This is a genomic window from Roseivivax halodurans JCM 10272, from assembly GCF_000521785.1.
GTDB lineage: Bacteria > Pseudomonadota > Alphaproteobacteria > Rhodobacterales > Rhodobacteraceae > Roseivivax > Roseivivax halodurans.
The window spans coordinates 63,349-88,736 of record NZ_JALZ01000015.1; the positions used below are offsets into that span (position 1 = coordinate 63,349).

The following is a 25,388-nucleotide window of genomic DNA, read 5'->3' on the forward strand; positions in this document are numbered from 1 at the left end:
CGCGCTCTCCGCGTCCGGTCTGACCCCGACATGGGGTCCATGACCGCGCGGTGCAAAATACATCGGCGTAATCTTGCGTTTACCCGACGAGAGCGGGCGGCTATCCGCCCCGCGCCGCCTCGACGGCCGCGATGGCCGCGGCAACCGCCGTCTCGATGTCGAGCCGCGATGTGTCGATCTCAGTCGCGTCGTCGGCAGGACGCAGCGGCGCATCCGCCCGCCCCATGTCCCGCTCGTCCCGGTCGCGAATGTCCTGCAGCACATCCTCGAACCGCGTCTCCGCCCCTCCCGCGACGAGTTCACGAAAGCGCCGCTCCGCCCGCACCTCGGCGCTCGCGGTGACGAAGATCTTGGCCTCGGCGTCGGGACAGATCACCGTGCCGATGTCACGCCCGTCGAGGACAGCACCGCCCGACCGGCGCGCGAAGGCGCGCTGGAAATCGAGCAGCGCCGCGCGCACCTCGGGGATCGCCGCGACCTTGGAGGCCGCCTGCCCCGCCTCCGCGGACCGCAGCGCCGCCGCATCGCCGAGATCCGCCGCCTCGAGTGCCCGCGCCGCCGCGATCGGCTCCGCGCCGTCGAGCATGCGCCGCCCCACGGCGCGGTAGAGCAGCCCGGTGTCGAGATGCCCGAAGCCGTAATGCGCGGCGACGCGCTTGGCGATGGTGCCCTTTCCGGACGCGGCGGGGCCGTCGATGGCGATGGTGAAGGCCATCAGAACACTCCGTTGTCGCGGGTGATCGACGCGCCGAGCCGGGTCATCAGCGGCTCGAAGATCGGGAAGGACGTCGCGATCGGGCCCGCATCGTCGACGCGGACCGGCTCGCGCGACGCAAAGCCCAGAACGAGGAACGACATCGCGATGCGGTGGTCGAGACGGCTCTCCACCGTCGCGCCGCCCGGCACGCCGCCTGCGCCCCTTCCGGTGACGGCCCACCAATCCTCGCCCTCCTCGACCTCGATGCCGCAGGCCCGCAGGCCCTGTGCCATCGCGTCGATCCGGTCGCTCTCCTTGACCCTGAGCTCCTTGACCCCGGTCATCAGCGTCCGGCCGGTGGCGCAGGACGCGACCGCCGACAGGACCGGGTATTCGTCGATCATGGAGGCTGCGCGATCGGGCGGCACCTCGATCCCGCGCAGATCCGGCGAGAACCGCGCGCGCAGATTGGCGACAGGCTCGCCGCCCTCCTCGCGCTCGTTCTCGTAGGTGAGATCCGCGCCCATCTCGCGCAGCGTGGTGAAAAGCCCCGCCCGCGTCGGGTTGAGCCCGATATTCGGCACCAGCACGTCCGAGCCCTCGGTGATGAGCGCGGCGCAGACCGGGAAGGCGGCCGAGGACGGATCGCGCGGCACTGCGATCTCCTGCGGGCGCAGTTCGGGCTGGCCGCGCAGGGTGATCACGCGGCCGTCGGGGCTGTCCTCGACCGACACCTGCGCCCCGAACCCCGTCAGCATCCGCTCGGAATGGTCGCGCGTCGCCTCGCGCTCGATCACCACGGTCTCTCCGGGCGCGTTGAGGCCTGCCAGAAGCACCGCCGATTTCACCTGAGCCGACGGCACCGGGGTCTCGTAGCGCACCGGCACGGGATCGGCCGCCCCGACGATGGTCATCGGCAGCCGCCCGCCCGAACGTCCGACCGCTTGAGCCCCGAAGAGCGACAGCGGATCGGTCACCCGCGCCATCGGCCGCTTGTTGAGGCTCGCATCCCCTGTGAAGGTCGCGGAGATCGGCGACGTCGCCATCGCGCCCATGATGAGCCGCACGCCAGTTCCGGAATTGCCGCAGTCGATGACCTGATCGGGTTCGGCGAAACCGCCCGTGCCGACGCCGTTGACGTGCCAGGTGTCGCCGCGCTTCTCGATGTCGGCGCCGAAGGCCTGCATGGCCTTGGCGGTGTCGAGAACGTCCTGCCCCTCGAGCAGCCCGGTCACCCGCGTCTCGCCCACCGCGAGGGCGCCGAGGATCAGGGCCCGGTGCGAGATCGACTTGTCGCCCGGCACCTCCGCCGTGCCGGTGAGCGGACCGGAGCGGCGCGCGGTCATGGGAATGGGGGCGGCGTGGCTCGACATGAAGGCTCCTCGGATCGTGCGTCCCTGCCTGTTAGCAAGCGCGCCCGGCCCCGTCCATCGCGCCCGGCGCTGCCTCTTCTTCTTGATCCAAATATCCCCGGGGTCCGGGGGCGGAGCCCCCGGCCTGCGCTCAAGTCCGGCGGAATTCCATGTAATGCGGCACCCGGCCCTCGCGCAGCGCCTTCCGCTCGTATCGCGTGGAGGGCCAGCCGGCCCAGGGCTCGCGCCAGTCGCGCGGGCCTTCAGCGAGCCACTCGAACCCGGCGCGCGGCACCTCTTCCATGGTCTGCCGCACGTAATCGGGGATGTCCGTCGCGACCCGCAGGAGCGCGCCCGGGATTATGGCTGCATGCAGCGGCCGCAGATGCTCCGGAGTGACGAACCGGCGGCGATGATGCCGCTTCTTCGGCCAGGGATCGGGATAGAGCAGATAGGCGCCGGCGAGACTGCCCGCCGGCAGCACGTCGAAGAGATCCCGCACGTCGCCCGGATGAACGCGCACATTCGACGCGCCACTCTCGCGCAGCTTGCCGAGCATCATCGCAACGCCGTTGATGTAAGGCTCGCAGCCGATGAAGCCGTGATCCGGGAAGCGCCCGGCCATCTCGACAAGGTGCTCGCCGCCGCCGAAGCCGATCTCCAGCACAACCGGCTTCCCGCCGAAGAGCGAGGCCGGGTCAATGGGATCCCGGTCCGGATTCTCGTCCCAGCCCACGTTCTCGACCCGCAGCTGTGGCAGGTCCTCGTCGAGGTAGCGCTCCTGCGCGGGGCGCAGGGCGTGGCCCTTGAGGCGGCCGTAGAAGTTGCGCCAGGGGGCGCCCGAGGGATGGGTGTCGCGTGTCATGGGCCGCGCGGATAGCGCCGCGCGAGCCTGCGTGCAACGTCCCTAATGCGCCACCCGCAGCCAGTCGTGGACGAATGCCAGCTTCCGCCGCACGCCCGAGCGCAGCACGAACGGATAGAGATCCGGCAGGTCCATCGCGCGGTTCACATGGTTGACGGCGATGGAGAGATTGACGGCGAGCGTCAGCAGCGCCTCGGTGTCACTCTCGGCATAGGCATCGTAGCCGATCGGGGGCCCGTCCGGCAGCCGCAGATGCGCCGCCGCCGCGCTGTCCAGCAGGTCGACGAGATGCATCAGGTGCGCCAGCGTCTCGGCCCAGTCCTCGTGCGGATGGGCGGTGGCGTAGGGGGTGATGTGGTCGTCGCCCGGTGTCTTCGGATTGGCGTAATGCTCCTTGAGCGCGGCGCCGTAATCCGCGCGCTCGTCGCCGAAAGTCTCGCGGAACGCCTCGGGGAACCCGTCGCGTTCGCTCAGACGGACATGCAGAAAATGCGCGGTCTCGTGGCGCATGTGGCCGAGCATCGTCCGGTAGAGCTCGCCGAGATTCTCCTGTCGCTGGGCGAGCACCGCATCGCGCGCCTCGCTGACATTGATCGTGATCGTGCCGTTGGCGTGGCCCATTGTGACCGGTTTCTTGCCCTTGGTCGTCTTCTCCGACAGCATCCGGAAGACCGGCCGTTCGCCCGGATCGTCGGGGCCGAACCAGCCCCATCGCCCGAGAGTGGCGAGCATCCATCGCTTGGCGCTCTCCGCCTCGGCCCAGAGCGCCAGGTTTCCCTGCTCCCCGCGGTCGGGCACGACTTCGGTCATCGCGCATGAGCGGCAGAGGCCCGTGTCCTCGCCGCGCCAGTTGCAGCCGATCTCCTGGCGGTTGGTGCAATGCGGTCCGTCGACCGACATCTTCTGCAGGTCCGGATCGAACACCAACTCCTCGCCGCAGGTGCAGGTCAGGTTGTGGAAGTAGACGCGCGTCCCGCATGCGGGACAGGAGAAGATCTGCATGGGTTTCCGGCCGTGATGATTGCGCTCAGCGACGCAGCAACCGTCGGGCACACCCGACGGTTCCGCGATGGGCCGTGCGGCCTCGAGCAAGCAGCCGCATCGAGTCGGCCCGCTCCGCGAACGACGCCGGCTGCTGGGGCACACAGGGCGGCGCGCGAAACGTGGCCTCTGGCCCTCAGTAAGGGAACGGATGCGCCTTATGTACCGCGTCCAGCTCCGCCGCGAGCTCGTCCGAAATCGTCACCCCCACCGCGCCGAGCGCCCGTTCGAGCTGTGCGTCAGTGGATGCTCCGAGGATCGAGGCGGCGACAAACGGCCGCCGTGCCGACCAGGCGAGCGCCATGTGCACGGGGTCGAGGCCGAAGCGCTCGGCGACGTCGAGATAGGCGTCGACAGCCGGGAAGACCCGGTCCGACACGCGACCGCCCAGCGTGCCGTTGACCGACATGCGGCTGCCCGCGGGCACCGCGCCGCCCTGGTACTTGCCGGTCAGGAGGCCCGCGGCGAGCGGCGAATAGGGAAGAAGCCCCACACCCTCGTTGACGAAGAGCTCGGCGAGATCAAGGTCGGCCTGCCGGTAGAGCAGCGAATACTCGTTCTGCACGGTCTGCACCTCGGGCGTGCCGGTCTCGCGGGCGATGCGCAGCCATTCCGACGTACCCCAGCAGGATTCGTTCGAGAGGCCGAAATGCCGGATCGTGCCGCGTTCGACCTGCTCGCCCAGCCAGCCGAGCACGTCGTGCATGTGCTGGCGCGTCGCCTCGCGGTCCTGCTCCCACGGCGCAAAGGTCCAGGACTTGCGGAAGGCGTAGCTGCCGCGGTTCGGCCAGTGCAGCTGGTAGAGGTCGATGACGTCGGTCCTGAGACGCTTCAGCGAAGCCTCGAGCGCCTCGGTGAGGGATTCAGGGGTGATGGGCGCGCCGTCGCGGACGGCGTTCTGGCCCTCTCCGGTGATCTTGGTGGCGACGATCCAGTCGTCGCGCTTTCCGGTCTTCGCAAACCAGTCGCCGATGATCTCCTCGGTCCGCCCGACCGTCTCCTTGGCGACCGGGTTCACCGGATACATCTCGGCGGCGTCCATGAAGTTGATGCCCGCATCGAGCGCCCGCTCGATCTGGGCATGGGCATCCTCGAGCCCGGTCTGGCTGCCATATGTCATCGTGCCGAGGCAGAATTCGGACACGGTGAGGCCGGTTCGGCCGAGCGGGCGGTACTGCATGAGAGGGGCTCCGTCGTCTGAGGTCGCGCGGACACTAGCCTCTGGTTGGCCGGTGGCAAGCGGGCAGCTTCAGCCCGGACCGCCGATATCGGTCGGTGCGACCGCCACGGATTTGAGCACGGCATAGCAACGCGTGCCCTCGGCGAGGTTCAGCGCCTCGGCGCTGCGCCGGGTCACGCGGGCGAGCAGCATGTCACCGCCCGAGCGCAGCTGCGCCGTGACCCCGGGGCCGCCGCCGTAGCGGAGCGAGGCGATCTCGACCGGCAGGACGTTCAGGGCTGAGATGCCGCGCGGAGGCTCGGTCGCGATCATGACGTCCTGCGCAAGGATGCGGACCCGCAGCGCCGTGCCCGGCGCCGCCTCGATGCGCGGCAGGAAGAGCCGCCCCCCCGAGACCGCGAGCTCCGTCACGCCGTCCTCGGCATGGGACGTGACGCGCGCGGGAATCACCGCGCCCGCCTCGCGCAGTCCGAGGATGTTGACGAGCGCCGGATCGGACAGGAGGTCGCCGGGCGGCCCCGCCTGCATCACCCTGCCCGCCTCCATCAGCACCAGATGATTGGCGAGCCGCGCCACCTCGGCGAGGTTGTGGCTGACATAGAGGATCGGCAGCCCGGCGCGGTCGCGCAACCGCTCGAGATAGGGCAGGATCTCGGCCTTGCGTGCCTCGTCGAGCGCCGCGAGCGGCTCGTCCATCAGCAGGATGTCGGGCTCGGAGAGGAGAGCGCGGCCGATCGCGACCCGCTGCGCCTCGCCGCCCGAAAGTGCACCCGGCCGGCGGTCCAGCAGCGCCTCGATCCCGAGGAGCCGCGCGGTCTCGACCAGATCGCCCGGGCCACGCTGCCGCGTCACCCGGCGCGAGTAGAGGAGGTTCTCGCGAACGGTCAGGTGGGGAAAAAGTCGGTGCTCCTGGAAGACGTAGCCTGTCCGGCGGCGATGGACCGGCACGTCGATGCCCTGAGCCTCGTCGAAGAGCGTCCGCCCGCTCAGGCAGATCCGCCCCGCATCGGGCCGCAGAAGCCCCGCGATGGCGTTGACGACGCTGGTCTTGCCCGACCCCGACCGTCCGAAGAGGACCGTGACGCCCGCGGGCGCGTCGAAGTCCACGTCGAGCGCGAAGTCCCCGAGGCGATGGCGGATCGCGACCTCGAGGCTCATGCGCCGCGGATACGGGTCGCGACCCGCGCGCCCACCCATTCCGAGAGCGCCAGCGCGGCGAGCGCGATGCCGACCGAGATCGCAACGAGCGTGAGCGCCGCATTCTCGCCGCCCGGTACCTGCAGGAAGGCGTAGATCGCCGACGGGATCGTCTGTGTCTCCCCAGGGATGTTGGAGACGAAGGTGATCGTCGCGCCGAACTCGCCCATCGCCTTGGCGAAGGCGAGGATGCTGCCGGCGATCACACCCGGCGCGACAAGCGGCAGGGTCACCGTGGTGAAGACCTGTAGCTTCGAGGCGCCGAGAGTCCCGGCCGCCGATTCGAGCCGCGGATCCACCGCCTCGAAGGCAAGCCGGATGGCGCGCACCATGAGCGGAAACGCCATGATCCCCGCCGCGAGCGCCGCCCCGGTCCAGCGAAAGGCGAGCGTGATGCCGAAGGTCTCGTAGAGCATCGCACCGAGCGGACCCTGCCGTCCGAACGCGACGAGGAGGAGGTAGCCGGTGACGACGGGCGGCAGAATGAGCGGCAGGTGGACGGCCGCGTTGAGCACCTGCCGCCCCGGGAAGGACTTTCGCGCCAGCGCCCAGGCGACGAGGATCCCGAGGGGGAGCGAAGCCATCGTCGCCACCAGCGAAACCTGCAGCGAGAGGCGCACCGCGTCCCAGGCCTCGGGGCCCAGACCCGTCATTCCGGCACCCCGAATCCGTGGCTCTCGAGGATGGCGTGGCCGGCGTCGCTCGAGAGGTAATCGAGGAAGTCCTCCGCCGCCGCGGGTGCGGCAGCCTCGGCGGTGACCGCGCCGGGATAGAGGATGGGATCGTGGCTGCTGTCGGGGAAGGTGCCGAGGACGTGCACCCGCGGCTCCGCGGCCGCATCGGTCGCGTAGACGATGCCGACCGGCGCCTCGCCGAGCGCCACAAGCGCAAGCGCCGCACGGACGTTGTCGGCCTGCGCGACGCGAGAGGCAAGCGCCTCCCACTGGCCCAGTGATGTGAGCGCCTGCTTGCCGTAGATCCCCGCGGGCACCGCGTCGACGAGCGCCATGGCGAGCCGGTCGCCCTCTGCGAGATGCCGTGCCACGTCGTAGTCGGCGGTCAGCGACACGGGCGCAATCTCCGCGGGGCCATGGGCGATCAGGACGAGGCAGTTCTGCATCAGGACGCGGCGGCTGCCGGGCACGATCAGTCTCCGCTCCTCGAGCCAGTCCATCCAATCCACGTTGGCCGAGACGAAGACGTCCGCAGGGGCGCCCTGGGCGATCTGCCGCGCGAGCACCGAGCTGCCGGCGGGGGCGATCGTCGCGGCGTTGCCGGTCTCCTCCTCCCACGCCTCCGCCACCTGCCGCAGGGCGGGGCCGGTGCTTGCAGCGGCGAAGACGGTGATCTCGGACGCGAGCGCAGGGCTCGCGAAAAGCGTCAGGGCGAGGGTCAGGGCGCGGATCATCACGTCTCCGGTCGAGGGGCCGCTGACAATGTCGCGGCCTTGGCACCCGAGAGCAAGGCCCGCATGCCTGCCCTTTCACAACACCGGCCGCACCTCTATCTAGGCCCGAGGCAAAGACGACGGAGAGACCGCATTGATCCTCGGAGACATCGCAGACCGCATCACCCGCGGGGTGGAAGGCCTGACAGGCAGCGTCTCCGAGACGTTCAGGGAGCCTGTCGTCCGGCTCGGGGTCACGGGCCTCTCGCGCGCCGGCAAGACCGTCTTCATCACCTCGCTGGTGTCGAACCTCATGGACCGGGGCCGCATGCCGCAGCTCCGCGCTGCCTCAGAGGGGCGGATCGAGGCCTCCTTCCTGCAGCCCCAGCCCGACGACACTCTGCCGCGCTTCGACTACGAGCGCCACCTCGCGGCGCTGACCGCCGAACAACCGCACTGGCCCGAGAGCACCCGTGCCGTGAGCGAGCTGCGCCTGTCCATGCGCGTCAGGCCGAACGGCTTCTTCGCCGGCTTCCAGGGCGCGCGGAACGTGCATCTCGACATCGTCGACTATCCGGGCGAGTGGCTGCTCGACCTCTCCCTGCTCGAGAAGAGCTACGCCGACTGGTCGCGGGAAACTCTCGATCGGCTGGAGAAGCGCGAGATCGCGCAGGCCTATCTCGAGCGCGCCCGCGCCGAGGATGCGAATGGCCAGCTGGAGGAGCCGAGGGCGAAGGCGCTGGCCGAGGCTTACACCGACTATCTCAACACCGCCCGGGAGGCGGGATATTCCGACTGCACGCCGGGGCGGTTCCTGCTGCCGGGCGATCTTGCGGGATCGCCGGTGCTGACCTTCGCGCCCCTGCCCCCGATCGACAGCGCGCATCGCCGTTCGCTCTGGCGAGAGTTCGAGCGGCGGTTCGAGGCCTACAAGTCCCGCGTGGTCAAGCCGTTCTTCCGCGACCACTTCGCCAAGATCGACCGGCAGATCGTGCTCGTCGACGCGCTCGGCGCCATCCATGCGGGTCCCGCCGCGGTCGAGGACCTGCGCAGGACCATGGCGGACATCCTCGGCGCCTTCCGCCCTGGCCGGAACGCCTTTCTCAGCCAGATCCTGATGGGGAAACGGGTCGAGAAGATCCTCTTTGCCGCGACCAAGGCCGATCACCTGCACCATACCCAGCACCCTTACCTGACCGCGCTCATGCAGGCGATGACGCGCGAGGCCGCCGACCGCGCCCAATTCGCGGGCGCCGAAACCAGCGCGATGGCCATCGCCGCCCTCAGGGCCACCGTCGAGGAGACGCGCGAGCATCACGGGCGCGAGCTCCACTGCGTCCGCGGCACGCTCGCGAACGGAAAAAGCGCGGCGTTCTATCCGGGCGATCTGCCGCGGGACCCGCACAAGCTGCTCGGTCCCGCGCGGGACGGCGCGGAGAAATGGCTCGACGACGATTACGGTATCATGACGTTCAGCCCCGCAAAGCTGTCGCTGCGCCCCGGCGAGGGACCGCCGCACATCCGGCTCGACCGCGCGGCGCAATTCCTGATCGGTGACCGGCTGTGAGCGGGCCGACCGATCCGGCCGATCGAGGTGCCATCCCCGAGCCACGTTCGGGTAAGGCCGCCCCGTTGCCGCGCCATGCGTGGCGAAACGGCGGCGGTGCGCCAGACATACGGTTCTGCCTCGAAAGGAACGCGGCATGACGAACGGCAAGTCCCGCAGCGGGCCTATCCTTTTCGAGCTCGACGAGGACGAACGGGCCCCGGCAGGCCCGGGCGAGGCGCCTCCGGTACCCGATGTCGGCGCCGATGACGCACCGCAGGGTGCCGCCATGCAGACCGCGGCACGGATCGCGTCGCGGCGCTCCACGGCGCTCGGGCGCTGGTTCTGGCGGCTCCTCGCGGCCATCGTCGGCGTCCTCGTGAGCGCGGCAGCCTGGAGCTTCGTCACCTCGCTCATGGCTGAGAGCCTCGTGATCGGCTGGGCGGTGACGGTCCTCCTCGGTCTCTTCACGCTGGTGGTGCTGCTACTCGCCGCGCGGGAGGCCGCTGCCTTCGCACGCCTCAACCGCGTCGACAGCCTCCATCGGGACGCGGGCGCGGCGCGGGCCGAGGGCGGGCTCGAAGCGGCGCGGCGCGTGATCGATCAGCTCGACACGCTCTACAAGGGGCGCGACGACACCCGCTGGGGGCGCGAGCGTCTGGCCGAACGGCGCGGCGACGTCTTCGATGGAGAGGCGCTTCTGGCGCTGGCGGAGGCGGAGCTCATGGCTCCTCTCGACCTCGCGGCACGCCGGGAGGTTCAGGCGGCCGCGCGGCAGGTGGCCGGTGTGACCGCGCTTGTGCCACTGGCATTCGCCGACGTGGCGGCGGCGCTCTCCTCGAACCTGCGCATGATCCGGCGCGTGGCCGAGATCTACGGGGGACGGTCGGGCACACTCGGCACGTGGCGTCTGACCCGCGCGGTATTCTCCCATCTGGTCGCGACCGGCGCCATAGCTGCCGGAGAAGACATGCTCGAGCCGATCCTCGGCGGCTCCATGCTCGCCCGGCTGTCCCGGCGCTTTGGCGAGGGTGTGGTGAACGGCACGCTCACGGCCCGCGTGGGCGTTGCCGCGATGGAAGTCTGCCGCCCGATCCCGTTTTCGCCTGAAACCCGGCCATCCGTGCGCGGCATTGTCGCGCAAAGCCTGACCGGCCTCTTCGACAAATCGGGCAAGGGCTGACTGCGTAAAAACGGGCGGCCCCGCGCTGGGACCGCCCGCCCTCCTCCCTCGCCGGGGATGTTACTGGGCCTCGGGGGCCGCAGTTCCCGATCCACCGGTCGGAGCAAGCGGAGCGTCCTGCGCATCCGAAGCCGGCGCGCCCTGCTCCGTTGCCACGGGCGCCTGGGCCGGTGCGGTATCCCCGTCCCCTCCGATGATCGAGGTGCCGACGATCACGGCGATTATGAGGGCGACGACCACACCGAGACCTGCAACCGCGCCGCGCGAGGACCGGGGCGTGCGAAGTTGAGGATCGGCGTTGAGCTGTTGCGCATAAGGGTCGTGCGCTTGATGGGTGTGCTGAGAGCGGTCGCTGTAGGCCATGACGGGATCTCCTATTCCCAATCCGTCCCGGCATTGCGCCGGGGTTCTGGCATAAGAGGTTGGGATTTCGGAGGACGATTTCGACGAGCGAGAAGGATCGAGCGGAAATGCGGCGACCGGCCGCCATATCGGGCTTTCCGCTTCGGCCGGTTCCGGCCGCGCTGCACTGCGGCAACCATTGTTGAGCCAAGCCTCGCCCATAGCATGTGCGGATCGGCGACCTCTGGCTTATTGCCCGAGCAGCGATGAACCTTCACCCGGGAGCCCAGAAGCGGATTCCCGGGCTCACTCCCGCAATCCCGCCGCCTTTACGCCGGGCGGGGCCGCGCCTATAACGCCCGCCATGATGGCCGTCTTCGCGATCCTCATCCGAATTACGTGCCCGGCGCCGTGACCCCCGTGGGGGAACGCTCCGCCGGGCCAAAGGCGCCGGGAGAACCGCGCCGCCCCTCCCGCCGACAATGCCGACGATATTTCCGCAAGGACGCCCGACATGTGCGCCGACACGACCGACACCAAGACCGCGACGCCTGACTACAAGGACACGCTGAACCTGCCGCAGACGGACTTTCCGATGCGGGCGGGCCTGCCCAAGCGCGAGCCCGGCTGGCTCGAGCGCTGGGAGGAGATCGGCATCTACGACCGGCTGCGCGAGACCGCCGGGGATCGCACGCCCTTCACCCTGCATGACGGCCCGCCCTATGCCAACGGGCACCTTCATATCGGTCACGCGCTCAACAAGACGATCAAGGACATCATCGTGCGCTCGCACCAGATGATGGGGCACGATGCGCGCTACATCCCCGGCTGGGACTGCCACGGCCTGCCGATCGAGTGGAAGATCGAGGAGCAGTACCGCGCCAAGGGGCAGGACAAGGATCAGGTGAACGTCGTCGACTTCCGGCAGGAATGCCGCAAGTTCGCCGAGAGCTGGATCGACGTGCAGCGCGAGGAGTTCAAGCGGCTCGGCGTCACCGGTTGCTGGGATCGCCCGTACCTCACCATGGATTTCCGCGCCGAGCGGATCATCGCGGAGGAATTCCAGAAATTCCTCATGACCGGCACGCTCTATCAGGGCTCGAAACCCGTGATGTGGTCCCCGGTCGAGAAGACCGCGCTCGCCGAGGCCGAGGTCGAATACCACGACAAGGAGAGCTTCACGATCTGGGTGAAGTTCCCCGTGACCGAGTTCCGCCTGCCCGAAGTGGACGTCTCGGACGAGGAGATGTCGGACGACGAGCGCGAGGCGGTGGTGCAGGCGCGGGCCGAGGCCCGCGACGCCTTCGTCGGCACCAAGGTGGTGATCTGGACGACGACGCCCTGGACCATCCCCTCGAACAAGGCGGTCGTCTTCGGCTCAGACTTCTCCTACGGCCTCTACGAGGTCACGGACACGCCCGGGGAATGCTGGGCGCGCGCCGGCGAGCGGTTCATCCTCGCCGACAAGCTGGCCGCGCAGACCTTCGCCAAGGCGCGCCTCGAGGACGGGATGTGGCGCCGGGTGCGCGACGTCACGCCAGAGCAACTCGCCGGCATGGAGCTGGCGCACCCGCTCGCCGGAGCCGAAGGCGGACAAGGCGAATGGGACGATCCGCGCGACTTCCGGGCCGCCGACTTCGTCACCGACGAGGAGGGCACCGGTTTCGTCCATTGCGCGCCGTCGCACGGGATGGAGGAATACGAACTCTACCGCGGACTCGGCATGCTGGCGCAGGTCATCACCTACAACGTGATGGATGACGGCAGCTTCCGCGAGGACCTCCCCTTCTTCGGCGGCAAACGGATCCTCAAGGAGAACGGCAAGGAGGGCGACGCCAACAAGGCGGTGATCGACACGCTGGTCGCCAACGGCGGCCTGCTCGCCCGCGGCAAGATCAAGCACTCCTATCCCCATTCCTGGCGCTCGAAGGCCCCGGTCATCTACCGCAACACCGCCCAGTGGTTCGCCGCGATCGATCGGCCTGTCGGCGACGGCCAGGACGAGAACGGCAAGACCATCCGCGAGCGCGCGCTGACCTGCATCGATCAGGTGAAGTGGACGCCGCAATCGGGCCGAAACCGTCTGCATTCGATGATGGAGAGCCGCCCCGACTGGGTGCTCTCGCGCCAGCGCGCCTGGGGCGTCCCGCTGACCTGCTTCACGAAGAAGGGCGGCAAGCCGACCGATCCCAATTTCCTCCTGCGCGATCCGGCGGTGAACGCGCGCATCCTCGCCGCCTTCGAAGAGGAAGGCGCCGACGCCTGGTACAAGGACGGCGCGAAGGAGCGCTTCCTCGGAAACGACTACGACGCGTCCGAGTGGGACCAGGTCTTTGACATCCTCGACGTGTGGTTCGACAGCGGCTCGACCCACGCCTTCGTGCTGCGCGACCGCGAGGACGGCACCGAGGACGGCATCGCCGACGTCTACATGGAGGGCACCGACCAACACCGCGGCTGGTTCCATTCCTCGATGCTGCAGGCCTGCGGCACGATGGGCCGCGCGCCCTATCGCAACGTGGTGACGCACGGCTTCACGCTCGACGAGAAGGGCAACAAGATGTCCAAGTCGCTCGGGAACACGGTCGGTCCCGAGGACGTCATCAAGCAGTACGGCGCGGACATCCTGCGGCTCTGGGTGGCGCAGGCGGATTACACCTCCGACCAGCGCATCGGGCCCGAAATCCTCAAGGGCACCGCCGACAGCTACCGCCGCCTGCGCAACACCATGCGCTTCATGCTCGGCGCGCTGTCGCATTTCCGCGAAGAGGATCGCGTCGCCCACGAGGACATGCCCGAACTCGAGCGCTGGGTGCTGCACCGCGTCGCAGAGCTCGACGAGCGGGTCCGCACCGGCTACCGCGCCTTCGATTTCCAGGGCACGTTCCGCGCGCTCTTCGACTTCGCGACGGTGGACCTCTCGGCCTTCTACTTCGACATCCGCAAGGACGCGCTCTACTGCGACGGCGACACGACGCGCCGCCGGGCGGCACGGACCGTGATGGACATCCTCTTCCACCGGCTGACGACGTGGCTCGCCCCGATCCTCGTCTTCACGACCGAGGAAGTCTGGCTCGAGCGCTTCCCCGGCGAGCGCTCCTCCGTCCACCTGCAGGACATGCCCGAGACGCCGCAAGCCTGGCGCGACGACGCGCTCGCGGCGAAATGGGCCGAGGTGCGCCGCGCCCGCCGCGTGGTGACCGCCGCGCTCGAGGTCAAGCGCACCGAGAAGGTGATCGGCGCATCCCTCGAGGCCGCTCCCATCGTGCATGTCGACAGCGAGGATACCCTCGGGGCGCTCAGAAGCGTCGCGTTCGAGGACGTCTGCATCACGTCGGACATCGCGCTCACGAACGATCCCGCGCCCGCCGAGGCCTACCGCCTTCCCGAGGTCGACGGCATCGCGGTGGTCTTCGAGACCGCCGACGGGGCGAAGTGCCAGAGGTGCTGGAAGATCCTGCCCGATGTCGGCACGCACGCCCATCCCGACGTCTGCGGCCGCTGTGACGACGCACTGAGCTGAACCTCCCGGGGGCGCGACACTCAGGTCGCGTCCCCGGACATGGGAAATCGCCGGGTGAGGCACGGTCGCGTCGCGTGCCCGCCCGTGTTCGAGCCCGCCCCCTACCTTCGCTTGTGCGTCGCGCGGCCTTCACGCTACCATCGGACACGCCGATTTATCCGGGAAGGACACGACCTTGGCCACCGATCACCGCCCGCTGACCCTGCGCGACGTCTCCGAGGCGTCGGGCGTCTCCGAGATGACGGTCAGCCGTGTCCTCCGCAACCGCGGCGATGTCAGCCAGGCCACGCGGGAGAAGGTGCTCGAGGCCGCCAAATCCCTCGGCTACGTCCCGAACAAGATCGCCGGCGCGCTCGCGAGCCAGCGTGTGAACCTCGTCGCCGTGATCATTCCGAGCTTCCGCAACATGGTCTTTCCCGAGGTGCTGAGCGGCATCAGCCGCGAGCTCGAGGAGACCGAGCTGCAACCCGTCGTCGGCGTCACCGACTACCTGCCCGAAAAGGAGGAGAAGGTCCTCTACGAGATGCTCTCTTGGCGCCCGTCGGGCGTCATCATCGCCGGGCTCGAGCATTCCGACGCGAGCCGAGCCATGCTCCAGGCGAGCGGCATCCCGGTCGTCGAGATCATGGACACCGACGGAACGCCCGTCGATTGCGCGGTCGGGATCTCTCACCGTCGCGCCGGTCGAGAGATGGCGCGCGCGATCCTCAAGCAGGGCTACCAGAATATCGGCTTCATGGGCACCAAGATGCCGCTCGATCACCGCGCAAGGAAGCGCTTCGAGGGCTTCACCGAGCATCTCGCGAAGTCCGGCGTCGAGATCATGGACCAGGAATTCTACTCGGGCGGCTCGGCGCTCGCCAAGGGCCGCGAGATGACGGCCGCCATGCTCGAACGCACACCCGAGCTCGATTTCCTCTACTACTCCAACGACATGATCGGCGCGGGGGGCCTGCTGCACCTGCTCGACAAGGGCATCGACGTGCCCGGTCAGGTGGGTCTTGCGGGCTTCAACGGGGTCGAGCTGCTCGACGGCCTGCCCCGCCGCCTCGCCACCATGGACGCCTGCCGCACCGAGATCGGCGTGAAGGCCGCCCAGATCATCGCGGCCCGCGTTTCGGATCCGTCCGCGCCGGTCGAAGCCAAGGTCGAGCTCAGCCCGACCATCGCTTACGGAGACACGCTCCGGCGCCGCTGATCATTCCGGTTGTGAAGAAGTTTGCGGAGATCGTTGTTAATCTGTCATTTCCGCGACATACACGCCCCTTAAAACCGGAATATGTCGAGCAGCAGTTCACGATATTCCGGCCTGCGCTCTGTCCGGCTTCGCCTCACGGGTGCAACCTCGCTGCGAGACGGGCAGATGCAGCAGAGATCCGTCGCCATCGAGAACGGCCGGATCTCGAAGGGCCCCCTGCCCGAAGTCGATCTGACCGGCTATTACATCCTCCCCGGCATCGTCGATCTGCACGGAGCCGCGCTCGATGTCCTGCGGGCCTCGCTGCCCTGCAGGACCGATGCAGGCACGCTCTTCGCCGTGGCCGAGCAGGAAGCTGCGGCTCACGGGGTGACGACCGCCTGGCTCAGCCAGGGCTGGAGCTGGGAAGGCGGCGCGGCGGACCCGGCCGAGGCGCAGCGTATCCTGTCACTGCACGCCGATTACGTCGCCTGCCGCGCGCTCCTCGACCTGCGCATGTCGCTTGTCTGCGAGACCCATACCGTCGAGAGCCGCGATGCCCTGCTCGGGGCGATCCGTCGCTACCGCGTGGATCTCGTCCATTTCGCCAATCGTTTCGCGGCGCTGACCACCGGAGCGCCGGGCCTGCATTCGGTGAGCGCAGACCTCTCGATGCGCTTGCGGCGCGCCGGCAGCGAGTCGCGCGAGGTGCCGCGCCACCTCTGCCGCCTGGCCGAAGGCTTCGATACGCTCGGCGTGACTTACGGCAGCCTTGACGATCCCGACGGCGAAACGCGCGAAACCTTCTCCATGATCGGGGCGAAGCTCTGCACCCGCCCCGCCAGGCGCCAGGCCGCGGCGCTCGCGCGCGCGGTCGGCGATCCCGTCCTCCTGCCCGCGCCGGCGATCCTGAACGGCGGTGCCGGGCCGAGCGATGCCGCGGCGATCGATTTCGTGCGGACCGGCCTGTGCAATGCGCTGGTTTCGGACCGATCCTACGCCGCCCTGCCCCAGGCCGCTTTTGCGCTCGCCGAAAACGGACTTCTGGGCCTGCCCCGCGCCTGGGCGATGGTGTCGTCCATCCCCGCCGCCATCGTCGGCCTGCCCGACAGGGGCGTCATCGATTACGGTCGGCGCGCGGACCTCGCCCTCGTCAATGCCCGCACACATGTGGTCGAGGGGACGATCGTCGCGGGACGCGTGGCGCATCTGGCAGGCGCGGTCGCCGACCGATTTCTCTCGAGCCCCGCCGAGGTCGCGCTCGCGGCGGAATGACGGCAACGATCGGATGCCATAATCAAATCGTTGCCCCAGCGTCACCTCGCTGTCATGGCCAGAGGGTACATCCCGCCCCGTGAGTGTGACCGCACGGCCTTTTCCGGCCGATCTTCCAGACAGACCTTTTGATCCATTCCTTTCAGACCGGGGCGGCTTCGGCCGCCCCATTTCATATGGGGCCGGCGCGGAGCCATGCACGTCGCTGGCAGCGGCGTTGCTGAGGCGGTTGTGGCGATGCCGCGGTGCAGCGACTACCTTGGGCATCAAGGGAGGGAGCACCGCAGTTCAAAACGCACAGAGGCTCCGATCATGGCACTTGCAGACTTTCAAACCACGACCACCACCGGCGCAGAGCGCCGCGGCATTTTCACCCGTATCTTCGACAGCCTGGTCGCCATCGCCGAGAACAATCATCGCGTGCGCCGCGTGCAGCACCTGAGCGCGCTCTCCGATGCCCAGCTTGCACAGCGCGGGCTCAAGCGCGAGGACATCGCACGCCACGTCTTCCGCGACGTGCTCTACATCTGAGACCGGAGGCGGCGGGCACCGCACAGCGTCCGCCGACACTGTCCGCCGCACGAAAAAAGGCCGCGCCCCCGAAGGGACGCGGCCTTTTCGTTTGTCGTTTGGTCGGCCCGAACCGGGATCAGTTCTGGGCGTAGAATTCGATGACGAGGTTCGGCTCCATCTGCACCGGGTACGGCACGTCGCCGAGGCCAGGCTGGCGCACGAAGGTGCAGCTCATCTTCTGGTGATCGACCTCGAGGTAGTCCGGCACGTCGCGCTCGGGAAGCTGCGCGGCTTCGAGGACGGAGGCGAGCTGCTTGGACTTCTCGCGGACCTCGATGACGTCGCCTTCCTTGACGCGGTAAGACGGGATGTTGACCCGCTTGCCGTTCACCAGCACATGGCCGTGGTTCACGAACTGACGCGCGGCGAAGACGGTCGCCACGAACTTGGCGCGGTAGACGACCGCGTCGAGGCGGCGCTCGAGCAGGCCGATCAGGATCTCGCCGGTGTCACCGCGACGGCGCTCTGCCTCGGCGTAGATGCGGCGGAACTGCTTCTCGGTGATGTCGCCGTAATAGCCCTTGAGCTTCTGCTTCGCGCGGAGCTGCAGGCCGAAGTCGGACATCTTGCCCTTGCGGCGCTGGCCGTGCTGGCCGGGGCCGTATTCGCGGCGGTTCACCGGGGATTTCGGACGACCCCAGATGTTCTCGCCCATCCGGCGGTCGATCTTGTACTTGGCAGAGGTGCGTTTGGTCACCGTCTGATCTCCTTCAAATATGTGTGCCGCCCTTCCGGTGGTCGGTCGGGCGCCGGGATGAAGGGCGTTGTCCTCTGGGCCTCGATCTTGCGCCGGAGCGCGGACCCTGACAGGCATCCCCTTGCGGGGGCCACCAACACCAATGGACGCGGCGCGTACCTGCCTCACCTCCTGATGTCAAGCATCCGGGCCCGCGAACCTCGCCTTGGCCGGAGCATGGCGGCTCTGCGGGGCGCGCATTGTGCGGGTCCGGTCAATCCGTTAATCACGCTAGGGGAGTAGACGACTCCGGGGCCCGGGCGCCCGGGAGTCTGCCTGGTGACAGAGGAGACGAGGGCATGACCAACATCGTGATCGCATCCGCCGCGCGTACAGCGGTCGGGGGCTTCAGCGGCGGCTTCGCCACAACCCCGGCACACGACCTCGGCGCTGCCGTGCTCGAGGCGCTGGTCGAGCGCGCCGGCATCGACAAGTCCGAGGTCTCCGAGACCATCCTCGGCCAGGTGCTGACCGCCGCGCAGGGCCAGAACCCGGCCCGCCAGGCGCATATCAACGCAGGTCTCCCGCAGGAGAGCGCCGCCTGGGGCATCAACCAGGTCTGCGGCTCGGGCCTCCGCGCCGTGGCGCTCGGCGCCCAGCACATCATGCTCGGCGACGCCGACATCATCTGTGCCGGCGGCCAGGAGAACATGACGCTCAGCCCCCATGCCGCGCATCTGCGCGCCGGCCACAAGATGGGCGACGTCAAGTATATCGACACGATGATCCGCGACGGTCTCTGGGACGCGTTCAACGGCTACCACATGGGCCAGACGGCCGAGAACGTCGCCGAGAAGTGGCAGATCAGCCGCGAGCAGCAGGACGAGTTCGCTGCCCATTCGCAGAACAAGGCGGAGGCCGCCCAGAAGGACGGTCGCTTCAAGGACGAGATCATCCCGTTCACCGTGAAGACCCGGAAGGGTGACGTGATCGTCGACACCGACGAACATGTCCGCCACGGCGCGACCGCCGAGGGCATGGGCAAGCTCAAGCCCGCCTTCACCAAGGACGGCACCGTGACCGCCGGCAACGCCTCGGGCATCAACGACGGCGCGGCGGGTGCTCTGCTGATGACCGCGGAGAACGCCGAGAAGCGCGGCATCGAGCCGCTCGCGCGCATCGTATCCTACGCGACCGCGGGCCTCGATCCTGCGATCATGGGCGTCGGCCCCATCCATGCCAGCCGCAAGGCGCTCGAGAAGGCCGGCTGGAAGCCGGACGATCTCGACCTCATCGAGGCGAACGAGGCCTTCGCGGCGCAGGCCTGCGCGGTGAACAAGGACATGGGCTGGGACCCCGAGAAGGTGAACGTGAACGGCGGCGCCATCGCCCTCGGCCACCCGATCGGCGCCTCGGGCGCGCGCGTGCTCAACACGCTGCTTTTCGAGATGAAGCGCCGGAACGCCAAGAAGGGCCTCGCGACGCTCTGCATCGGCGGCGGCATGGGCGTCGCGCTCTGCGTCGAACGCCCCTGACATTGACGGGTGGGGTTTCGGCCCCACCCTCACGTCGATGGCACAGGCGTTCAGGAACCCCGATCAACTCGTCTTCTCCGGCGGCGGTCTGCGCTGTTTCTGGCAGGGCGGCTTTCTAGAAGTCGTCTGCAAGGAGCACCGGATCGAACCGAAGCGGATCACGGGAGTGTCGGGCGGCGCGCTCTCCGCTACCGGGTTCCTTTCTGGCCGAGAACACGCTCTTTACGAAGAGATGTGCGCGGCCTTCCGCGAGCAGCACGTCAACCACAACGCCCATTCTCTCTTCGACGAGAAGGATGGCGGCCTCACCCCGCATCAGGAGATCTATTGCGAGGTGGTCGCGAAGGTCATCGACCGCGAGGCGGAGATGCGCATCGCGGACGGGCCGCAGTTCCAGATCCTGATCGCGCATCCGCCGGTCTCGAAATTGCCCGCGACGACTGGCACCGCCATGGCGCTCGCCTATCAGTCCGAGCTCTACATCAAGTCGAGCCCGCATTTCGGCTGGGCCGAGAAGATGGGGCTGACCTCGACTCTCGTTGACGCCAACCAGGCCGCACGCGACGGCAAGCTCGTCGATCTCGTCTGTTCCGCCGCGACGATCCCGCCGGTGTTCAAGCCGCCAAACTGGGACGGAAAGCCGGTGATCGACGGCGGCATGGCCGATCAGGCCCCCTTCCCCGAGCCCGACGATGGCGAGACGATGATCCTCCTGACGCGGCGCTACCGCAACCTGCGACAGGACGACCGGCTGACCTACATCGCCCCGTCCGAGGAGACGCCCGTGGACAAGATCGATTTCACAGACCCCGAGAAGCTGGGCCTCACATGGCAGCAGGGAGAGGCCGACGCCCGGCTCTGGCTTGACGGTAAGCTTGAATGATGATTACTCAAAGTTGAAACAAAGTTGCGCGGCAGCGTCGCAAGCAACACTTTTATGACTGCGTGGAGGAGGGATACATGGCACGCACTGCACTCGTCACCGGCGGCACCCGAGGTATCGGGGCGGCGATTTCCAAGGCGCTGAAGGAGCAGGGCTACCAGGTCGCGGCGACATATGCCGGCAACGACGAAAAGGCCAAGGCCTTCACCGACGAGACCGGCATCCAGACCTACAAGTGGAACGTCGGCAATTACGAGGAGTCGAAAGCCGGGCTTGAAAAGGTCGAATCCGAGCTCGGCCCGATCGACATCGTGGTCGCCAATGCCGGCATCACCCGCGACGCGCCTTTCCACAAGATGAAGCCGGAGCAGTGGAACGAGGTCATCGAGACCAACCTCACCGGCGTCTTCAACACCATCCACCCGATCTGGCCCGGCATGCGCGAGCGCGGCTTCGGGCGGATCGTGGTGATCTCCTCGATCAACGGTCAGAAGGGTCAGTTCGCCCAGGTGAACTACGCCGCGACCAAGGCGGGCGACCTCGGCATCGTGAAGTCCCTCGCGCAGGAAGGCGCGTCCAAGGGCATCACGGCGAACGCGGTCTGCCCCGGCTACATCGCGACCGAAATGGTCATGGCAGTGCCGGAAAAGGTGCGCGACGCGATCGTCGGCCAGATCCCGACCGGCCGCCTCGGCGAGCCCGAGGAGATTGCGCGCTGCGTGTCCTTCCTCGTCTCGGACGATGCGGCGTTCATCAACGGCTCGACGATCTCGGCGAACGGCGGACAGTTCTTCGTCTGATCTCTCCGCCGCCAGATTGCGAAGGGGCGTGCCAGGATGGCGCGCCCCTTTTCTTCGGCCCGTGCGTCGCCGACCCCAACCGGGAGAACGAAGGCGCGCTTGTGCACCCTTGCACAATCTAGGTGTCGGCCTGCCTATCCACGCACCGTTCGCGAGGCGCTATATGCCGGGTCAAAGGGACAAGGAGCCATGACATGATCAAGGACATCCAAGGGCTGCACCACGTGACCTCGATCGCGTCCGGTGCCCAGAGCAACAACGACTTTTTCACCAAGGTGCTCGGTCTGCGCCGGGTCAAGAAGACCGTGAACTTTGATGCGCCGGAGGTCTATCACCTCTATTACGGCGACGAGGTCGGCACGCCCGGCACGGTCATGACCTACTTCCCGTTCCCCAACGCGAGGCGCGCGGCCAAAGGCGCGGGCGAAGTACGCACCACTGCCTTCTCGGTCCCGAAGGGCGCCCTGCCCTATTGGCGCGAGCGTCTGACCGCCGCCGACGTCGCCGGACTGTCCGAGGACACGCGCTTCGGCGAAGCCCGGCTGCTGTTCCAAGGGCCCGACGGAGACGGCTTCGCCATGGTCGAGGTCGCAAACGACAGCCGCACGCCCTGGACCGGGAACGGCGTACCGGAGGACGTCGCGATCCGCGGCTTCCACTCGACCGACATGACCCTGCGCGATGCCGGCGCCACCACCGAGCTCTTGGGCTTCATGGGATACGAGCGGGACGACGCACAAGGCGCGGTCACCCGCTTCCGAATTCCGGGCGGCAACGACGCGAGCGTCATCGATCTGACCCAGATCGACGCCCCCGGCGCCGGGCAAGGCGCCGGCTCGGTCCACCACGTCGCCTTTGCCGTCGAGGATCGCGCCACGCAGCTCGCCGTCCGCAAGCAGCTCACGGATACCGGCTATCAGGTCACCCCGGTGATCGACCGCGACTACTTCTGGGCGATCTACTTCCGCACGCCCGGCGGGATCCTCTTCGAGGTGGCGACCAACGAGCCGGGCTTCGACCGCGACGAGGACAAAGCGCATCTCGGTCAGGCGCTGAAGCTGCCGAGCCAGCACGAGCATCTGCGCAGTGCTCTGGAAGCGCGGTATCTGGAGCCGATCCATGACTGACTACACCTACGCCGAAACCGAGGGGCGCGCCGGCACGCCTCTCGTCTTTACCTTCCACGGCACCGGCGCCGACGAGACCCAGTTCCACGCCGCGGCGTCGGAGCTCGTGCCCGGCGCGCATGTGATCTCGCCGCGCGGGGATGTCTCGGAAATGGGGGCGCTGCGCTTCTTCCGCCGCCGGGCGGAGGGAATCTACGACATGGACGATCTCGGTGTCCGGCGAGACGCCATGGCGCGTTTCGTCGAGGCGCACAGAACGCGCCTCGGTGCCCGGCGGGTCATCGCGCTCGGCTATTCGAACGGCGCGAACATTGCGGCGGCCGTGGCGCTTGAGCGGCCGGGCCTCTTCACGGATCTCGCGCTCCTGCATCCGCTGATCCCGTGGGAGCCTGCGCCTCAGCCGGGCCTCTCCGGGCGGCGCATCCTCGTGAGCGCGGGAGAGCGCGATCCGATCTGTCCCGCCCCTCTGAGCCGGTCCCTCGTCGTCTATCTCGCACAGCAAGGCGCAGATGTGACGGAGGCGTGGCATCCCGGCGGGCACGAGATCGCTCCGTCCGAGGTGGAGGCGCTGCGCGGCTTCCTTGGCTCCTGAAAACGAAACGCGCGCGCCCTTGGGACGCGCGCGGCGAAGGCCTGAGGGGCCGGGTTACGTCAGTGGAGACGCCCGCTCGAGAGGCGGGCAATCTCTTCCTTGAGCCGAAGCTTCTGCTTCTTCATCTCCGCAAGGTGCAGGCCGTCCGTACTCGGAGCGCGTTGCGCCGCCTCGACCCTGTCGGACAGGGACGCGTGCTTCTTCTTCAGTTCCTGCAGATGCGAACTCAAGCTCATGGGGACCTCCTAGCGATGGATGAGAGTCGGACTTCAGCACGGATCGCGGGAAAAGTCACGCTGCAGCGCATCAATGCGTCAAAGGCGGCCGATCGAACTTAAAGGAAATTGCGGGATCATGCCGAAAATTGAAGCGCTTCGCCCCGTCGGAGGATCGCTTCGACGGCAGGTGCGTAATCCTCGCCGTCCTTCTCATGGTGCTCTCCCGCGTGGAGGACGAGCGGCGGATGCAGCACGAAGGGCGAGCGCCCGCCCTTGCGTCCGCGTAGGAGGATCAGCCTCGCAGCGCGATGCGTCCGCGGCAGGAGCGGCTTGAGCTCGAGCGACCCGAGCCGGGCATCGAAAGCCGTCAACAGATCCGGCAGGCGCTCGGCGCGGTGGACGAAGGTGACCGTTCCGCCCGGTGAGACGCGCCGCGCGGCGACCTCCACCCAGGCCTCGAGCGGCGTTTCCTCGGCCAGCCCCGCCTCTCGACCGGGATCCTCCGCCCCCTGGCGCCCGACCGGATCGAAATACGGAGGATTCGCGAGGACGTGATCGAAGCTCTCCTGCCGAACGGAGGCCGGCAGGGAGGTCAGGTCGGCGGTCTCGATCCGTGCGGGCCACCCCGCCTCGGCGGCGGTGCGGCGGGCGAGATCCGCGTAGGCCGGCTGCCGCTCGACCCCCGTGAGGGCGAGGCCGGGGACGCGTGCCGCAAGGCAGAAGAGGGCCGCCCCCGCCCCGCATCCGAGGTCGAGCACGCTCTGCCCCTCCTTGACGGGGATCGAGGCCGCGAGAAGGACTGGATCGATCCCTGCCCGGTAGCCCCGCCTCGGCTGGTGCAGCGTGACGCGGCCGCCGAGGAAATCATCGCGCGTCGTGTCCTCCGGGGCGAAGACCGCCGGGTCAGCCGTCAAGCGGCACCCCGTACTCGCGAAGGATGCGTCTTGCGCGGGTGAGATCGGACCCGCGCACCATGAGGCGCCGCGGCAAAATGCCGATGGACCCTTCGAGAACGCTCATGTTTACGTCCAACTCGAAGCAATCTATATCCTCCGCCTCGAGAAGGGTGCGGGCGAGCGGGATCACGGTGATGTCGTTGGTGCGCAGAAGCTCTTCCATGGACGCGATCTAACCACGCCGGTGCGCGCTGTCGAGCCTGCCGGACAGGGGACCGACATGAGCCTTGACCAACCCAGCCAGAAACCGCACGACCGCCTTGCCGCCGCCCTCGCCGAGGACCTCGACGCAACGAACGAGCTCATCCGCGCGCGCATGGCCTCGGAGAACGCGCCCCGCATCCCGGAGGTGACCGCACATCTGGTCGAGGCCGGCGGCAAGCGTCTTCGCCCCCTGCTCACGCTCGCGAGCGCCCGGATGATGGGCTACGAGGAATCGCACCACGTGCACCTCGCGGCGACGGTGGAGTTCATCCACACGGCGACGCTCCTGCATGACGACGTGGTCGACGAGAGCCGCCAGCGCCGCGGAAAGCCGACGGCGAACCTCCTCTGGGACAACAAGTCGAGCGTACTGGTGGGCGACTACCTCTTCGCGCGCGCGTTCCAGCTGATGGTCGAATGCGGTTCGCTCCGGATCCTCGACATCCTGTCGAACGCCTCCGCCACGATCGCCGAGGGCGAGGTGCTGCAGCTTTCGGCTGCCTCCAACCTCGCCACCGACGAGGCCGTCTACCTGCGCGTCGTCCGCGGCAAGACCGCGGCGCTCTTCTCGGCCGCGACCGAGGTGGGCGGCGTCATCGCGGGGGCTCCCGAGGTCGAGATCGACGCGCTGCGCACCTATGGCGACGCGCTCGGGATCGCTTTCCAAATCGTCGACGATCTGCTCGACTACGAGGGCGACACCAAGGCGACCGGCAAGAACGTCGGCGACGATTTCCGCGAGCGCAAGCTGACGCTGCCGGTGATCAAGGCGATCGCCGCCGCGGATGCCGATGAGCGCGCGTTCTGGAGCCGCACGATCGAGAAGGGCCGGCAAGAGGAGGGCGACCTGGACCACGCTCTGACGCTCCTCGACCGCCACGGCACTCTCGACGCCACCCGGGCCGCGGCCCTCGGATGGATCGCCGAGGCGAAAGAGGCGCTGGCTGCACTCGACAGCGCCGATCCGGCGTTCCGCGAGATGCTCGCAGACCTTGCCGACTACGTTGTCGAACGGGTGAGCTGAGGCGCCGGCCGGGCCGCCCGGCCCCGCCGTTGCCG

The 25,388-nt window shown here is 68.3% G+C and carries 25 protein-coding genes; 12 read left to right on the forward strand and 13 right to left on the reverse strand.

Annotated features, from left to right (window positions below):
* Positions 1-100 precede the first annotated feature (100 nt).
* The 8 genes from OCH239_RS13905 to modA form a co-directional block, all read right to left on the reverse strand.
* Entirely contained in the window at positions 101-715 is a 615-nt protein-coding gene (locus OCH239_RS13905; RefSeq protein WP_037263826.1) for a (d)CMP kinase, read from the reverse strand.
* Positions 715-2,070 (reverse strand): 3-phosphoshikimate 1-carboxyvinyltransferase, encoded by a 1,356-nt coding sequence (gene aroA, locus OCH239_RS13910; protein WP_037263828.1) that lies wholly within the window; start codon positions 2,068-2,070, stop codon positions 715-717. The genes OCH239_RS13905 and aroA overlap by 1 nt, the downstream gene beginning before the upstream one ends.
* Positions 2,071-2,200: 130 nt before the next feature.
* Entirely contained in the window at positions 2,201-2,914 is a 714-nt protein-coding gene (trmB, locus tag OCH239_RS13915; protein ID WP_037263832.1) for a tRNA (guanine(46)-N(7))-methyltransferase TrmB, read from the reverse strand.
* 42 nt (positions 2,915-2,956) lie between these two features.
* Positions 2,957-3,916: a zinc-binding metallopeptidase family protein gene (locus OCH239_RS13920; protein ID WP_037263833.1), complete on the reverse strand. Its 960-nt coding sequence runs from the start codon at positions 3,914-3,916 to the stop codon at positions 2,957-2,959.
* Between the two features lie 175 nt (positions 3,917-4,091).
* Positions 4,092-5,135, reverse strand: a complete 1,044-nt coding sequence (locus OCH239_RS13925) for an aldo/keto reductase (RefSeq protein WP_037263836.1) — start codon at positions 5,133-5,135, stop codon at positions 4,092-4,094.
* A gap of 69 nt (positions 5,136-5,204) precedes the next feature.
* On the reverse strand, positions 5,205-6,293 hold the full coding sequence (gene modC, locus OCH239_RS13930; RefSeq protein WP_037263839.1) for a molybdenum ABC transporter ATP-binding protein: 1,089 nt from the start codon (positions 6,291-6,293) through the stop codon (positions 5,205-5,207).
* Positions 6,290-6,985, reverse strand: coding sequence for a molybdate ABC transporter permease subunit (gene modB / locus OCH239_RS13935; RefSeq protein ID WP_037263841.1), 696 nt, complete (start codon positions 6,983-6,985; stop codon positions 6,290-6,292). Before modB ends, modC begins: the two co-directional genes overlap by 4 nt.
* Complete coding sequence (gene modA / locus OCH239_RS13940) at positions 6,982-7,740, reverse strand: molybdate ABC transporter substrate-binding protein (protein ID WP_037263844.1); 759 nt, start codon at positions 7,738-7,740, stop codon at positions 6,982-6,984. Before modA ends, modB begins: the two co-directional genes overlap by 4 nt.
* A 133-nt stretch (positions 7,741-7,873) precedes the next feature.
* Here modA and OCH239_RS13945 point away from each other — a divergent pair, with 133 nt between their 5' ends.
* Positions 7,874-9,286 carry a YcjX family GTP-binding protein gene (locus tag OCH239_RS13945; RefSeq protein WP_037263847.1) on the forward strand — a complete coding sequence of 471 codons (1,413 nt, stop codon included), beginning with the start codon at positions 7,874-7,876 and terminating at the stop codon, positions 9,284-9,286.
* Positions 9,287-9,422: 136 nt separating this feature from the next.
* Positions 9,423-10,448, forward strand: a complete 1,026-nt coding sequence (locus tag OCH239_RS13950; RefSeq protein WP_037263850.1) for a YcjF family protein — start codon at positions 9,423-9,425, stop codon at positions 10,446-10,448.
* 60 nt (positions 10,449-10,508) lie between these two features.
* Here the strand turns inward: OCH239_RS13950 and OCH239_RS13955 are convergent, their stop codons facing one another.
* Positions 10,509-10,811, reverse strand: a complete 303-nt coding sequence (locus tag OCH239_RS13955; protein ID WP_037263853.1) for a hypothetical protein — start codon at positions 10,809-10,811, stop codon at positions 10,509-10,511.
* Positions 10,812-11,304: 493 nt separating this feature from the next.
* Between OCH239_RS13955 and ileS the strand changes: the two genes are divergently transcribed.
* From ileS to OCH239_RS13975, 4 genes are all read left to right on the forward strand, one after another.
* Positions 11,305-14,313 (forward strand): isoleucine--tRNA ligase, encoded by a 3,009-nt coding sequence (ileS, locus tag OCH239_RS13960; protein ID WP_037263856.1) that lies wholly within the window; start codon positions 11,305-11,307, stop codon positions 14,311-14,313.
* Between the two features lie 175 nt (positions 14,314-14,488).
* Positions 14,489-15,511: a LacI family DNA-binding transcriptional regulator gene (locus OCH239_RS13965; RefSeq protein WP_037263859.1), complete on the forward strand. Its 1,023-nt coding sequence runs from the start codon at positions 14,489-14,491 to the stop codon at positions 15,509-15,511.
* A gap of 165 nt (positions 15,512-15,676) precedes the next feature.
* A complete protein-coding gene (locus OCH239_RS13970) occupies positions 15,677-16,765 on the forward strand; it encodes an amidohydrolase family protein (RefSeq protein WP_051489482.1) in 1,089 nt (362 codons plus the stop codon).
* A 312-nt stretch (positions 16,766-17,077) separates the two neighbouring features.
* Positions 17,078-17,296 (forward strand): DUF1127 domain-containing protein, encoded by a 219-nt coding sequence (locus OCH239_RS13975; RefSeq protein ID WP_037263861.1) that lies wholly within the window; start codon positions 17,078-17,080, stop codon positions 17,294-17,296.
* Between the two features lie 118 nt (positions 17,297-17,414).
* Here OCH239_RS13975 and rpsD read toward each other — a convergent pair whose 3' ends face one another.
* Positions 17,415-18,035, reverse strand: a complete 621-nt coding sequence (rpsD, locus tag OCH239_RS13980; protein WP_037263863.1) for a 30S ribosomal protein S4 — start codon at positions 18,033-18,035, stop codon at positions 17,415-17,417.
* A 338-nt stretch (positions 18,036-18,373) separates the two neighbouring features.
* Between rpsD and OCH239_RS13985 the strand changes: the two genes are divergently transcribed.
* The 5 genes from OCH239_RS13985 to OCH239_RS14005 all read left to right on the forward strand — a co-directional run bounded on the left by OCH239_RS13985 (position 18,374) and on the right by OCH239_RS14005 (position 22,951).
* Positions 18,374-19,549: an acetyl-CoA C-acetyltransferase gene (locus OCH239_RS13985; RefSeq protein ID WP_037263864.1), complete on the forward strand. Its 1,176-nt coding sequence runs from the start codon at positions 18,374-18,376 to the stop codon at positions 19,547-19,549.
* 37 nt (positions 19,550-19,586) lie between these two features.
* On the forward strand, positions 19,587-20,432 hold the full coding sequence (locus tag OCH239_RS13990) for a patatin-like phospholipase family protein (RefSeq protein ID WP_037263866.1): 846 nt from the start codon (positions 19,587-19,589) through the stop codon (positions 20,430-20,432).
* Between the two features lie 77 nt (positions 20,433-20,509).
* Complete coding sequence (gene phbB, locus OCH239_RS13995) at positions 20,510-21,232, forward strand: acetoacetyl-CoA reductase (RefSeq protein WP_037263867.1); 723 nt, start codon at positions 20,510-20,512, stop codon at positions 21,230-21,232.
* Between the two features lie 194 nt (positions 21,233-21,426).
* Positions 21,427-22,359 carry a VOC family protein gene (locus OCH239_RS14000; RefSeq protein ID WP_037263869.1) on the forward strand — a complete coding sequence of 311 codons (933 nt, stop codon included), beginning with the start codon at positions 21,427-21,429 and terminating at the stop codon, positions 22,357-22,359.
* Positions 22,352-22,951 (forward strand): alpha/beta hydrolase, encoded by a 600-nt coding sequence (locus OCH239_RS14005; protein ID WP_037263871.1) that lies wholly within the window; start codon positions 22,352-22,354, stop codon positions 22,949-22,951. The genes OCH239_RS14000 and OCH239_RS14005 overlap by 8 nt, the downstream gene beginning before the upstream one ends.
* A gap of 59 nt (positions 22,952-23,010) precedes the next feature.
* Here the strand turns inward: OCH239_RS14005 and OCH239_RS22120 are convergent, their stop codons facing one another.
* The 3 genes from OCH239_RS22120 to OCH239_RS14015 all read right to left on the reverse strand — a co-directional run bounded on the left by OCH239_RS22120 (position 23,011) and on the right by OCH239_RS14015 (position 24,288).
* Positions 23,011-23,187 (reverse strand): YdcH family protein, encoded by a 177-nt coding sequence (locus tag OCH239_RS22120; protein ID WP_084782471.1) that lies wholly within the window; start codon positions 23,185-23,187, stop codon positions 23,011-23,013.
* Positions 23,188-23,303: 116 nt separating this feature from the next.
* On the reverse strand, positions 23,304-24,083 hold the full coding sequence (locus OCH239_RS14010) for a tRNA1(Val) (adenine(37)-N6)-methyltransferase (protein ID WP_037263873.1): 780 nt from the start codon (positions 24,081-24,083) through the stop codon (positions 23,304-23,306).
* Positions 24,073-24,288, reverse strand: a complete 216-nt coding sequence (locus OCH239_RS14015; protein WP_037263874.1) for a putative signal transducing protein — start codon at positions 24,286-24,288, stop codon at positions 24,073-24,075. The genes OCH239_RS14010 and OCH239_RS14015 overlap by 11 nt, the downstream gene beginning before the upstream one ends.
* 57 nt (positions 24,289-24,345) lie before the next feature.
* On the opposite strand from OCH239_RS14015, the gene OCH239_RS14020 reads away from it, so the two are divergent.
* Complete coding sequence (locus OCH239_RS14020) at positions 24,346-25,353, forward strand: polyprenyl synthetase family protein (protein WP_037263875.1); 1,008 nt, start codon at positions 24,346-24,348, stop codon at positions 25,351-25,353.
* Positions 25,354-25,388: the final 35 nt, after the last annotated feature.

Coding starts and splice junctions, on each gene's coding strand:
- OCH239_RS13905 (WP_037263826.1), bottom strand. CDS start 715: ATGGCCTTCACCATCGCCATCGACGGCCCCGCCGCGTCCGGAAAGGGC.
- aroA (WP_037263828.1), bottom strand. CDS start 2,070: ATGTCGAGCCACGCCGCCCCCATTCCCATGACCGCGCGCCGCTCCGGT.
- trmB (WP_037263832.1), bottom strand. CDS start 2,914: ATGACACGCGACACCCATCCCTCGGGCGCCCCCTGGCGCAACTTCTAC.
- OCH239_RS13920 (WP_037263833.1), bottom strand. CDS start 3,916: ATGCAGATCTTCTCCTGTCCCGCATGCGGGACGCGCGTCTACTTCCAC.
- OCH239_RS13925 (WP_037263836.1), bottom strand. CDS start 5,135: ATGCAGTACCGCCCGCTCGGCCGAACCGGCCTCACCGTGTCCGAATTC.
- modC (WP_037263839.1), bottom strand. CDS start 6,293: ATGAGCCTCGAGGTCGCGATCCGCCATCGCCTCGGGGACTTCGCGCTC.
- modB (WP_037263841.1), bottom strand. CDS start 6,985: ATGACGGGTCTGGGCCCCGAGGCCTGGGACGCGGTGCGCCTCTCGCTG.
- modA (WP_037263844.1), bottom strand. CDS start 7,740: ATGATCCGCGCCCTGACCCTCGCCCTGACGCTTTTCGCGAGCCCTGCG.
- OCH239_RS13950 (WP_037263850.1), top strand. CDS start 9,423: ATGACGAACGGCAAGTCCCGCAGCGGGCCTATCCTTTTCGAGCTCGAC.
- OCH239_RS13955 (WP_037263853.1), bottom strand. CDS start 10,811: ATGGCCTACAGCGACCGCTCTCAGCACACCCATCAAGCGCACGACCCT.
- ileS (WP_037263856.1), top strand. CDS start 11,305: ATGTGCGCCGACACGACCGACACCAAGACCGCGACGCCTGACTACAAG.
- OCH239_RS13970 (WP_051489482.1), top strand. CDS start 15,677: ATGCAGCAGAGATCCGTCGCCATCGAGAACGGCCGGATCTCGAAGGGC.
- OCH239_RS13975 (WP_037263861.1), top strand. CDS start 17,078: ATGGCACTTGCAGACTTTCAAACCACGACCACCACCGGCGCAGAGCGC.
- OCH239_RS13985 (WP_037263864.1), top strand. CDS start 18,374: ATGACCAACATCGTGATCGCATCCGCCGCGCGTACAGCGGTCGGGGGC.
- OCH239_RS13990 (WP_037263866.1), top strand. CDS start 19,587: ATGGCACAGGCGTTCAGGAACCCCGATCAACTCGTCTTCTCCGGCGGC.
- phbB (WP_037263867.1), top strand. CDS start 20,510: ATGGCACGCACTGCACTCGTCACCGGCGGCACCCGAGGTATCGGGGCG.
- OCH239_RS14000 (WP_037263869.1), top strand. CDS start 21,427: ATGATCAAGGACATCCAAGGGCTGCACCACGTGACCTCGATCGCGTCC.
- OCH239_RS14005 (WP_037263871.1), top strand. CDS start 22,352: ATGACTGACTACACCTACGCCGAAACCGAGGGGCGCGCCGGCACGCCT.
- OCH239_RS22120 (WP_084782471.1), bottom strand. CDS start 23,187: ATGAGCTTGAGTTCGCATCTGCAGGAACTGAAGAAGAAGCACGCGTCC.
- OCH239_RS14015 (WP_037263874.1), bottom strand. CDS start 24,288: ATGGAAGAGCTTCTGCGCACCAACGACATCACCGTGATCCCGCTCGCC.
- OCH239_RS14020 (WP_037263875.1), top strand. CDS start 24,346: ATGAGCCTTGACCAACCCAGCCAGAAACCGCACGACCGCCTTGCCGCC.